Source organism: Mucilaginibacter terrenus (assembly GCF_003432065.1).
Taxonomy (GTDB): domain Bacteria; phylum Bacteroidota; class Bacteroidia; order Sphingobacteriales; family Sphingobacteriaceae; genus Mucilaginibacter; species Mucilaginibacter terrenus.
Map to the genome: position 1 here is coordinate 2242993 of NZ_QWDE01000001.1, position 12087 is coordinate 2255079.

Below are 12087 nucleotides of genomic sequence, written 5' to 3' on the forward strand. Positions count from 1 at the left end.
ATGAGGGGGCGAAAATACGAATTTCAAAGATAATACCCCCCTTACCCCCTGAAGGGGGGAGTATTAATATTAAATTGATACGCACAGCCATAGCAAGCACTCAAAAAACCGGCATCAGGAACATTCGGGTAGTACGGGCAGTGCTAAGGCACTAACTTTAACAGAACGTAACGTAGCCGGCACTTTTCTTTGGTTCGTTTCTTTTGGTGTCAAAAGAAATGAACATCCACTGGCGTGTATAAAGCAACACCTTTCCTCATGAGCACTACTAACCCACGCCGACTCACCCCGACATCGCTATCGCTCGTCGACCCTCTCTCCGCTTCGCGCAAAGAGGGTTGAGGTGCAGAATTTTATAAAATAATTATATCCCTGACAGCACCCCCTCTTTCCGCCATGCGGAGAGAGGGGGCCGGGGGTGAGTAAACTTTATTACCTTTGCACCATGCTTACCCTTCGCCAGCTATTCCTCAATAACAATGCGCAAACAACGCACTTTCCACTCCTATTGGAGTTCGAACGTGCCGAGGGCGTGTACATGTATGATACAGCAGGCAAGCCTTTCATTGATCTTATCTCTGGTATCGGGGTAAGCAACCTGGGGCACAGCAACCCGCATGTTGTTGGCACCATAAAAGAGCAGGTAGACAAATACATGCACCTGATGGTGTACGGCGAATATGTACAAACACCGCAGGTACGCTTTGCAGAAAAACTGGTATCCATACTGCCGGAGAGCCTGAATTCTGTCTACTTCACCAACTCCGGATCGGAAGCTGTGGAAGGCGCGATAAAATTGGCCAAACGGTATACCGGCCGGCAACAAATTGTAGCCTGCCATAACTCTTACCACGGCAGCACACATGGTGCGCTAAGCGTAATGGGTAATGAGGAGTTTAAACAAGCCTATAGGCCATTGTTACCGGGCGTGTCGTTCATCCGCTTTAATGAACCTGTCGACCTGCATTTGATTACCAGCGAAACCGCCTGTGTTATCCTGGAGACTATACAGGGCGAAGCAGGTATCCGCGTGCCTGATAAAGCTTATATGCAGGCCTTACGCCAACGCTGTACCGAAACCGGCACGCTGCTGATACTGGACGAGATACAGGCTGCGTTCGGCCGTACAGGTAAGTTGTTTGCCTTTGAGCATTTTGGTATAGTACCCGACATCCTGCTTTTGGCAAAAGCACTTGGCGGCGGCATGCCGGTAGGCGCCTTTGTGGCAAATACCAACGTAATGTCGGCTTTTAAGGAGAACCCTATTCTTGGGCATATCACCACCTTTGGCGGGCACCCGGTATGCTGCGCAGCAGGTTTGGCTGCTCTGGAAGTATTACTTAACGAACAGCTAATGGAACAGGTACCCGCAAAAGAAGCGCTGTTTCGCGAGTTGCTGGTGCATCCGGCTATAAAAGGCGTTCGGGGCAAGGGCTTAATGCTGGCCGCCGAGTTTGAAAGCTTTGAACTGAACAAAAAAATAATCGACCGCTGTATAGAAAATGGTGTAATAACCGACTGGTTCCTGCATTGCAGCAATTCTATGCGCATAGCGCCGCCTCTGATAATCACCCATGAGCAGATCACCCACGCCTGCACCATTATCTTAGAGGCTATTGATTATCAAAGCAATATACCAGCCTAGTCCTGAAGTGAAATTTACCTAAGTTATTATAAACTATAATGGCTGTGTAAAATCAATGTTGCTATGGCTTAATTAAGCTAAGTTGGTATAGTTTGTGCATTAGGTGTAATGTATGCTGCAACTATGCATCCTGGACCTGTAAATACCTGTTTAAAGGCCACCAGTGCATGTTATTTCGGTCAGCATTATTGTCTTTATCACAAAAACAAACTTATTGCTTCTACAGCTACCTATGAAAATTGCTTATATTTCAACCTATCCTCCCCGCGAATGCGGTCTTGCCACATTTAACCAGAACTTAATGGGTGCTATAAACGCCAACTTTCCCGAGCGTAAATCGCTGCTGGAAGGCGGCTATGTTGTAGCCCTTAACGATTCCGAAGACGTTCAGGCCTACGAATACCCTGAAGACGTGAAGTACGTTATCCGCCAAAACCACCAAAAAGATTATATCCGCGCGGCAAACTACATTAACACCAGCACAGTTGATGCAGTTATAATGGAGCACGAGTTTGGTATTTATGGCGGCGAAAGCGGCATATACGTATTGCCGCTTATCAACCGTTTGGAAAAGCCCCTGATCTCTATCCTGCATACTGTTCTTAAGGATCCCAGCTATGTGCAACGCATTATCATACGCGAGATAGCCGAGCAATCTTCTAAGATAGTGGTAATGAGCAAGCGGGCGGTTGAGTTCCTGACAACCATTTATGATATTCCTGCCGAGAAGATACAGATCATAGAACATGGCGTTCCGAATTTAGAAGCACCTGAGAACAATCCGGTTAAGAACCTTACACCATTCAAAAACCACCGTGTTTTGCTTACTTTCGGCTTGTTAAGCCGCAATAAAGGGCTGGAGACCGTTGTAAAAGCGCTTCCGCAGATAGTAGCTAAGCACCCGGATGTGATGTACGTGATATTGGGCAACACCCACCCGGGCGTTATCAAGAACTCCGGCGAGGAATACCGCGACTACCTTAAAAACCTGGCTGCACAGTTAAAGGTATCTCAGCACCTTAGTTTTATAAACAAATTTGTGAGTGAAGATGAGCTGATGGATTACCTTACCGCATGCGAGGTATACGTAACTCCTTACCTTAACGAGGCGCAGATAACCAGCGGAACATTATCTTATGCCGTTGGCGCAGGCGCTGCGGTAGTTTCTACCCCATACTGGCATGCTACCGAGCTGCTTGACGAAAACCGCGGCCGTTTATTCGACTTTAAAAACTCTGAAGCGCTGGCTTCAATTGTAAATGAGTTGCTTGATGACGACGAGGCATTGGCCGAACTAAAGCAGAATGCTTACAATTATGGCCTGCACCTGCGTTACCCGGTAATTGGGTCTGAGTACATTAAAGTAGCAGAAGAAGCTGCATCTACCCACGATTTTAGCGATAAGATATTAAAGAACAGTATTGTTGACCCTGAGGTGCTGCCTAAGTTTAACCTGGCGCATGTGCTGCGCCTTACTGATGATACGGGTATAGTACAACATGCTAAATATGGCATCCCCAACCTTAAAGAGGGCTATTGTGTAGACGACAACGCCCGTGCGCTTATCATGGCATTGATGGCGTACCAGCGTAACGGCAGCCAGGAAGCGTACCGCCTGTTGCCTATTTACCTCAGCTATATACATTACATGCAAACGGAAGACGGTAATTTCCGCAACTTCCTGAGCTTTGACAGGCGCTACCTGGATGAAGTTGGCACCGAGGACTCTTTCGGCCGTACCATTTGGGCGCTGGGTCATTTGATCAGTTCGCCGGCCAGCAACTCTTACCGAGAATTTGCGCTTGAGCTGTTCCACCGTTCTTACCCGCACTTCAAAGCACTGCGTTATATAAGGGGCATGGCTAACACCATTATTGGTATAGCGCTTTACCTGCAGGTATATCCTTCAGATGAAGGTATGATCTTCGAACTAAAACGTTTAACCCAGCCAATGATCGATGCTTATAACAATACCCGCTCTGATGATTGGGAATGGTTTGAAGAAAGCATGACCTATGATAATGCTATACTGCCGCTTGCATTGCTGCACTCCTGCGAGATAACGGGTGACGAAAATGTACGTAAAGTGGCGCTTACCACGATGGCTTTCCTTGATAAGCTTACCCTGTCTAACGGCTACCTTAGCCCGGTTGGTAACGACGGCTGGTACTACCGCGGCGGTACTTTCCCGACGTTCGACCAGCAGGCGATAGAAACGATGGCCATGGTGCTGATGCATTTCCAGGCGTACCGAATCTTCCGTAAGCCACAGTATATCGAAAAAATGTTCCTAAGCTACAAATGGTTCCTGGGCGAAAACACATTGCGTGCGCCGCTTTACGACCATGAAACAAAAGGCTGCTGCGACGGCTTACTGCCAGACGGTATAAACCGTAACCAGGGCGCTGAAAGCACATTGGCTTATTTAATATCGCACCTTACCGTGCTCAAAGCTTTTGAATTGGAGTACGAGTACAACAAGGCCGACTCAGCAAACAAAGGGCTAATAACCTTATGAAGGCTGCAATACTAGCACCCGTTGCCTGGCGCACACCGCCAAGGCATTACGGGCCGTGGGAACAGGTGGCATCAAACATTGCCGAAGGTTTAATTAAGCTTGGGGTGGATGTTACGCTTTTTGCCACCGGTGATTCTATTACTGCCGGTAAGCTGGAAGCTATATGCGAGCAAGGTTACGAAGAAGACCGCTCGCAGGACGCGAAAGTGCTGGAATGCCTGCACATCAGCAACCTGATGGAAAGGGCCAGTGAATTTGATATTATCCACAACAACTTTGACTTCCTGCCGCTTACCTATACAGGCTTAATAGATACGCCTGTAATTACCACTATTCATGGTTTTTCCTCACCGCGCATTGTACCGGTTTACAAAAAGTACAACAAGCGCGGGCACTATGTATCTATAAGTGATGCCGACCGCAGCCCCGAACTGGAGTACATAGCAACTGTTTATAACGGTTTGGATACCGCAGATTTCAAATTTAGCCCGAAATCAGAAGATTACCTGCTTTACTTCGGTCGCCTGCATCATGATAAGGGGCCGGTAGAAGCTATAGAAATAGCAAAAAAAGCAAACAAGAAATTAATAATCGCGGGAATCATACAAGACGAGAACTATTTCAAAGAGCGCGTTGAACCCCACTTTAGCGACCAGATACAATACATTGGCCCGGCAGGGCCTGACAAGCGCAACGAGCTTTTGGGAAACGCCCTTGCTTTACTGCACCCTATAAACTTTGCAGAACCATTTGGCATGAGCGTAGCCGAATCTATGCTTTGCGGCACACCTGTAATAGCGTTCAACAAAGGATCCATGCCGGAATTGATCAAACATGAAAAAACCGGTTTTTTGGTGAATAATGTAGATGAAGCAGTAGAAGTGATAGATCAGCTTGGCTCTATTAATCGTCAGGAATGTGCCGACTGGGCAAAGTCTAAATTCTCAAAAGAGAAAATGGCAGAAGATTACTTTAAGCTTTATCAGCAAATATTGGGTTAGTCTTCATAAAAATCAATCACCTCATCTCCTTCAATTATAACTCGCAAAAATCGCGACTCGTGCGGGCTTTCAAAAGTATAAGTCCACGTTCGGCTATTTTCATTTAAAGTTATCTCGATAAGGGCATAGAGTTGTTTGAAATTTTCTACAGTTAAGCTTGATCGCTCATCATCTATCAAGTAGGAAAATATAGATTCAATTAGTTGATTGTATTGATGCCTTAACACCTGAACGGCAGAAACTTGCTCGGGCGTTGGGATTGAGTCACTTCCAGTGTATATTGTTAATAACATCTCCTGCCCAATTGAAAATATGTCATAGGCTTTTTCCCAGCTGTAATAGCCTGATATCTTTTGTTGGTAAAAGGTACCAATTGCTTTAATCTCAAACTCAGGCGCAGGATTGCTTTTGAACCAATTAAACATATTCCTAAATTAATAGAAATTGTGTAAAAACAACTTACGGTAAGTAACGTCAACGTAGAGATTGCCAGTTGGACACCATTGTAATTTTCTGTAGAAGAACGCGGAAGACCATACACTTTACGAGCAGCAATGAAACTAATGATATCGATATGTTAGCTCTGCTTGGATAATATCTAGGTACAATCGGGCAAATAAACATTAATGCTTGCCCGGTTTATGCTTTACATTTACTGTTACCAAACCAGTAATGTATGATGCACAACTTCACATCCCAACATTCTTTCATCTGTAAACGCGCATGCGTTCTGTTAAGCGTTGCACTGCTATTAAGCTTTAGCAACCAAAGCCATGCGCAGGATCCTTGGAAGAACCTGGAGAAAAGGCCATCTACCCTAAACCTGGAAAAAGGACTGCTAACTTTCAACACTCCTAAGTTTCGTTTAAAGCTGGCTAAAGCATCGCAGACTGTAGCAGCCCTGGAGCCCATTAGTGAAAAGGATTTTGACTACACCCCATCCGGTCGGCTTAAGCAACGCAGCAGCAACGGCATGTACCACCTGGGTGATATTAATCTGCGCCTTAAAGCAGAAGGAGAAACCGTCTGGACCAGGTATTCAACAGCTGCCAACCGAGCGGATGTGCTTTCAATTCAAAACAAAGATCCAAAAATTTTTGCTGCGGCGGACCTCTCACCTACCCTCCCCAAGAACATCCCGTTAAACGTAAAACGCTTTTGGGAAAACGAGAACGGCAACATCGCATTAAAATTTGTGCTGACGAATACCGCTAAACGCAATGTGGAAATAGGTGCGCTGGGTATGCCAATGATATTTAACAATATACTACAAGGCGAAGAACTGGAACAGGCACATGCTAAAAACGTGTTTTACGACCCATACATTGGCAATGATGCCGGCTACCTGCAGGTTACCCGACTAAGCGGGAACGGGCCGGTGTTGCTGGTTACCCCTTTGGGTAAGTCGCCATTTGAAGCGTATAACCCATTGCTTGATGACCCAACACCAAAAGGAATAGATTTTGAAGGATTTCATGAGTGGATGGTGTTCAGCAAAGCATACGCTGAGAACGAGTGGAAAGCTGCCGAGCAATGGAACAATCCGACCTCGGTGATATTAAAGCCAGGGCAAAGCCGCGAATATGGCGTGCAGTTCACGCTGTCGCCGTCTATAAAGGCGATTGAACAAACTTTAGCTGCCAACAAACGGCCGGTTGCTGTAGGTATACCGGGGTACGTGCTTCCGCAAAATACGGAGGCAAAGCTGTTTTTAAATTACGTTAAAAAAGTAAAGTCGATGCAGGTAGAACCTGCAGGTGCATTAATAGTCACACCTACCACGGCCGCAAATGCAGCGTACCAGGCCTACTTAATTAGTAGCAAGCAATGGGGACGGGCAAGGCTTACCGTCACCTATGCCGATGGCCTGAGCCAAACCATCAACTACAAAGTAATAAAGCCTGAAGCCGAACTAGTGAAAGATTACGGACACTTTTTAACAACCAAACAGTGGTTTGATAAAAAGGACGATCCTTTTGGCCGGGCACCGTCGGCTATTACTTACGACTATGATAAAAAGCAACAGGTAGCCCAGGACAGCAGGGTGTGGATAGCCGGCCTTAGCGACGAGGGCGGCGCCGGCAGCTGGCTGGGCGCAATGATGAAACAACTGGTACAGCCCGACAAAACCGAGATAGACAAACTACAGGAATTTGTAAATAAAACCTTGTTTGGCAACATACAGCATGCCAATGGTCCGCAGAAATATGGGGTTAAGAAAAGCGTGTTCTACTATCAGCCGGACTCCCTTCCAAAGGGCACCTACAGCGACAGCCTGAACTGGAAGACCTGGGCAGCATGGAGCCATAAAGATGCTAATGATGTAGGCCGGTCGTACAATTACCCGCATGTTACGGCGGCACATTGGGTTATGTACCGCCTGGCACGAAACCACACTAACCTGGTTACGCAGCAGAACTGGCAATGGTACTTAAACAATTCTTACGAAACTGCGATGTCCATGGTAAAACAAGCGCCCTATTACGCTCAGTTCGGCCAGATGGAGGGAACGGTTTTCTATTTATTGCTGATGGACCTGAAAGCTGAAAACTGGAATGACAAAGCTGCGCTGCTGGAAAAAGAGATGCGCGCCCGCGCAGATCACTGGCATACTTTGAAATACCCTTTCGGCAGCGAAATGCCCTGGGATTCTACAGGACAGGAAGAGGTTTACTTATGGTCGCAATATTTCGGTTTTGACGATAAGGCGCAGGTGACCATTAACGCCATACTGGGGTACATGCCTACGGTGCCGCATTGGGGATACAACGGCTCGGCACGCCGCTACTGGGATTTTTTATATGGAGGCAAGTTATCGCGTATAGAGCGGCAACTGCATCATTACGGCTCGGGTCTGAACGCTATACCAGTATTAAGCGACTATCGCAAACACCCGGATGATCTGTACCTGTTGCGTGTTGGCTATGGCGGACAAATGGGATCAGTATCCAACATTACACAAGATGGTTTTGGTCCGGCAGCATTTCACTCCTATCCGTCTACATTAAAGATAGATGGCCTGTCAGGAGATTACGGACCAAACTTCTTTGGCTACGCGGTAAACTCGGCAACGTACATCGCTAACGATAAAAACCTGGGTTGGCTGGCTTTTGGCGGTAACCTAAAGAGGGAGGGCGGCATGATCGTTACGGAAATTACCACTGCTTCGGCCCAGCGCGTGTTTATAGCACCACTAAAACTTTGGCTCACACTGGATGCCGGTACCTTTAAAACTGTAAGCTTTAACCCGGCAACCGGCAAAGTTTTGCTGACGCTTAACGCTGCTGATGCTTATACACCCAAAGCCTACTTGCGCATACAGCAGGATGCAAAAGGCAAGCGATACAAGTTAAACAATGCTACAGAACGCGGTGCGTATGTGATACCGCTAAAGGAGACGGTTACTACGGTGAGTTTGTTATAAACTCTCGCGACTTTCTTTGGCCAAACTAACTCACCCCAACATTGCTATCGCTTGTCAACCCTCTCTACGCTGCGCGCAAAGAGGGTTGAGGAAAATATTAAGAAAGCAGACGCTCTGCTAGTCTATGCCGTCTGCTTTAAGCTTGTTTAGCAATTCGTCCAGGTCAACCTCTGCAAACGCTGTGGAAGAGTCGGACACACCATAAGGAACAATCAGTTTATCGTTATGAATGATAGCGCCACAAGAATACAGTACGTTAGGCACGTACCCCTCGCGCTCATCGCTATTAGGGATCAATAAAGGTTCTTTTAAACGACCTATCTCCACACCCGGATCATCCAGTTTAAGCAAACTGGCACCCAGCACATAGCGGCGCATAGGGCCCACACCATGGGTAATTACGAGCCACCCGTCTTTGGTCTCAATAGGCGAACCGCAGTTGCCTATCTGTACGAACTCCCAGGTAAACTTTGGCTGCTGCAGCAATACCGGCTTCTCCCATATGTTGATCTTATCGGAGTACATGATGTAGTTGTTGCAACCATCTATACGCGAGATCATCACGTACTTACCATTTACTTTACGCGGGAAGAGCGCCAGGTTCTTATTCTGTGCGCCGGCGCCATAAAGCGGCATGATCTTAAAGTTGTAGAAATCGGTTGTCTGTAACAACTTTGGCATTATCAGTGCGCCGTCGTAAGCAGTATAGGTGGCATAGTAAACAGAAGCGCCGTCGTCATCCACAAACTGCACAAATCGGGCATCTTCTATACCCTTGCGCTCGTACTCAGATATTGGGAAGATAACCCGGTCAGAAATGTCAGTATCGAGAGAGAATACGATCTCGTAATAGGAATCTGCCAGCCAAAGCACCTTGTCATATTCCAGCCTTTTCATATCATTCTCCTGCAGCTTTTGCGAATCGAGAATGATACGGCGAAGGTTTGAATATTCGAAATGGTGGTCGAGCTTACCTTCCAGCTCTTTTATTATATCTATGTCGATACGGGTGATAGCTGCCTTATCAAAAAACAACTTTTTGTTATACACCGCGTTACGCACAATCTCGGCTTCGTCTATATAGCTGCCGGCAGGTTGTACCGTAATGTTATTAAACTTATCAATCATCGCCCGGCGGAAGGTAATGGACGATATGTGCCCCTCGCCTACAGCCCTGAAGCTGATAATTACACGTCGCTGTCCGTCTTCTAATTCGGTTTGGTCAGGGTCTTCTATAATAGACGGATTAAAGAATGCGGCAGATTCTATAGAGTACTCATGGGTAAAGTAGGAACCGATGAGCAATTTACGGTTTACAGAAAGAGCGTCGAAATCGATACCAAGCTCTTCAAAAAGCGGCTTTAGCTTGCTGCAATGCCTGTTCAAAACACGTGTAATGTTACGATGGCGCTTGGAGTACTCCTGCAACAACGGCGATACAATGCCAAACGCAACCTCTTCTGTAATACTCATTACCCTTTGCAAAACTTCTTTGGCCCGGTCGTTACCGTTAAAAAAGAACCTTGCTATTACTCGCTTCGGATCCGGATTTACTCGTACTGGTTTTCGTTCAATGGAAAGTCTCATTCGGCAAAAAAAGTTTATTTGATAACACCTGCTCTTCTAAATTGATTTGAGCAATTTACAATACTTGCAACAGCTCAAAGCAATGTGCAATAATCAGGCAAATTTTAGCATTTAAGTATAAATAGCAAATAAAAAGTGTTTAAACGTTTATTGGCGGCGCAGTGTTACAACATGCGGTTACGTTTTATCAGGTAGGTTTTCAGGATGTGCGTGTAATCATCTTCAATATCTGCATCTACAATATCAATATGGTATTGCGCACATTTTAGCTGCAGCTCGTGTCGGTATTCCTGTAATTGCGCTTTGTAGCTATCGCGTATCTTGTTAGGGTGAACCCGCACTTCTTCGCCGGTTTCTATGTCCACGAAGTGATGCGGACGATTGTCAAACTCAAAATCAACTTCGCGTTTTCGGCTGGTTACGTTGAAAATAACTACTTCGTGCTTTTTGTATTTAAGATGCTGAATGGCGGCAAACAGGTCCTGCATTTTCTGCGTGTTTAGGCTGTTCTCCAGCATATCGCTAAACAAGATCACCATAGACCGCTGGTGGATCTCTCCCGCAAGATGGTGCAGTACTTTAGCTATGCCTGTTTGTGTGTTCTTTCTCGGTTCGTTAAAGGCACGCTCCAGCTGCGCGTATAGGTAAAACAGGTGCGCCGATGTAGAGCGCGCAGGGCTCATCCAATCCATCTGATCCGAGAACAAACACAAACCAAACGCATCCCGCTGCTTTTTGAACAAATACATCAGCGAGGCAATGGCATACACCGAAAATTGCAGCTTGCTCAAACCCTCTTCAGGGTAGTTCATGGATGATGAGGTATCCAACAGCAGGTAGCAGCGCAGGTTGGTCTCTTCTTCAAACTGCTTTACGAAAAGCTTATCTGTACGGGCCAGCAGTTTCCAGTCAATATTTTTTACAGATTCGCCGCTATTATATAAGCGGTGCTCGGCAAACTCAACAGAAAAACCATGGAACGGGCTTTGGTGCAGGCCGGTGATAAAACCCTCAACAACTTGCCTGGCAAGCAGCTCAAGGTTAGCCAGCTGGCGTATTTCCTGGTTGGTGTTTAACTGAGGCATATGCCAAGGTAGCAAATTTGTTATCATGCTAACGTTACCAAGCCAACGTTATTTTAACTACTAAAACCTTGTGTAAAATGCCAGCTGTATCACGTGGTTTAATGTATAGCTTGTAGCCGCCTTGGTATATTGGTTCAGGTAACCAACTTCGGTATCAAACTTCTTGCTGAAGCGGTACCCAAACGCACCGTAAGCACGGTTCTGGTCAAAGAAATGGGTATTCACTTTGTTCTTGTTCTGCACGTTGAAGAATATCTCGTTCTGCAAAGCAAAGAACGGCCCCTCGGTAAAGGTGGGGGTGCTTTTGAAAGGTACTACTGCGCGAGCAAAGTATCGCAGGCGTTGTGAGAAGAAGCTATCGTTTCTGTCTACGCCACTTACCGACGTATTACCTAAAAAGCGTTGCTCTAACCGGAAACGGTGCTGCAGCATGGCACCTTTACCCAGCTTTTGGTTAATGATAAACTGTTCGAATATGCGGCTTTCAGGACGGAAAGTTTTGACATTGCCGCTGCGGCCGTTAGCGGTTATGTATGCGTAACCCAGCGCCCCTATCTTGTTGCTGCTGAAATAATAATTAACTGCAGGGCGTAGCAGTATGTTTCGCAGGTAATCGTATTGATCTGCTGAGCGGAACTGTCCATCAAACGACATCCCCCACTTGTCTGAAAACTTTTGGGTGTGGAATATGGCCCCCCAGCCGGTGAATTGGTTGTCCTGCGCTAATAACTTTACAGGCGATAAAATAGTAATAAGCAGCAAAAGCCTGATGACCTTCTTGTTCATAAATGATTGATAAATGTGTTAGAATATGTACTGCTACACGA

At 46.3% G+C, this 12087-nt stretch carries 8 protein-coding genes; 4 read left to right on the forward strand and 4 right to left on the reverse strand.

Features of this window, described 5'->3' with window-relative positions; genetic code table 11:
* Window positions 1-445: 445 nt before the first annotated feature.
* The 3 genes from DYU05_RS10070 to DYU05_RS10080 all read left to right on the forward strand — a co-directional run bounded on the left by DYU05_RS10070 (window position 446) and on the right by DYU05_RS10080 (window position 5164).
* The gene (locus tag DYU05_RS10070; protein ID WP_117382804.1) at window positions 446-1645 is read left to right on the forward strand and encodes an aspartate aminotransferase family protein; all 1200 of its coding nucleotides are present in this window, start codon (window positions 446-448) and stop codon (window positions 1643-1645) included.
* A 232-nt stretch (window positions 1646-1877) separates the two neighbouring features.
* Window positions 1878-4163, forward strand: a complete 2286-nt coding sequence (locus DYU05_RS10075; protein WP_117382805.1) for a glycosyltransferase family 4 protein — start codon at window positions 1878-1880, stop codon at window positions 4161-4163.
* Window positions 4160-5164 carry a glycosyltransferase family 4 protein gene (locus DYU05_RS10080; protein WP_117382806.1) on the forward strand — a complete coding sequence of 335 codons (1005 nt, stop codon included), beginning with the start codon at window positions 4160-4162 and terminating at the stop codon, window positions 5162-5164. The genes DYU05_RS10075 and DYU05_RS10080 overlap by 4 nt, the downstream gene beginning before the upstream one ends.
* Here the strand turns inward: DYU05_RS10080 and DYU05_RS10085 are convergent.
* Window positions 5161-5589, reverse strand: coding sequence for a hypothetical protein (locus tag DYU05_RS10085; protein WP_117382807.1), 429 nt, complete (start codon window positions 5587-5589; stop codon window positions 5161-5163). The two genes, DYU05_RS10080 and DYU05_RS10085, sit on opposite strands and share 4 nt — an antisense overlap.
* A 251-nt stretch (window positions 5590-5840) precedes the next feature.
* On the opposite strand from DYU05_RS10085, the gene DYU05_RS10090 reads away from it, so the two are divergent.
* Window positions 5841-8588 (forward strand): DUF5695 domain-containing protein, encoded by a 2748-nt coding sequence (locus DYU05_RS10090; protein ID WP_235853989.1) that lies wholly within the window; start codon window positions 5841-5843, stop codon window positions 8586-8588.
* A gap of 117 nt (window positions 8589-8705) precedes the next feature.
* Here the strand turns inward: DYU05_RS10090 and DYU05_RS10095 are convergent, their stop codons facing one another.
* From DYU05_RS10095 to DYU05_RS10105, 3 genes are all read right to left on the reverse strand, one after another.
* Window positions 8706-10175: a glycoside hydrolase family 130 protein gene (locus tag DYU05_RS10095; RefSeq protein WP_117382808.1), complete on the reverse strand. Its 1470-nt coding sequence runs from the start codon at window positions 10173-10175 to the stop codon at window positions 8706-8708.
* A 164-nt stretch (window positions 10176-10339) separates the two neighbouring features.
* Window positions 10340-11260, reverse strand: a complete 921-nt coding sequence (locus tag DYU05_RS10100; protein ID WP_117382809.1) for a DUF58 domain-containing protein — start codon at window positions 11258-11260, stop codon at window positions 10340-10342.
* A 60-nt stretch (window positions 11261-11320) separates the two neighbouring features.
* Window positions 11321-12046 carry a DUF2490 domain-containing protein gene (locus DYU05_RS10105; RefSeq protein ID WP_117382810.1) on the reverse strand — a complete coding sequence of 242 codons (726 nt, stop codon included), beginning with the start codon at window positions 12044-12046 and terminating at the stop codon, window positions 11321-11323.
* Window positions 12047-12087 lie beyond the last annotated feature (41 nt).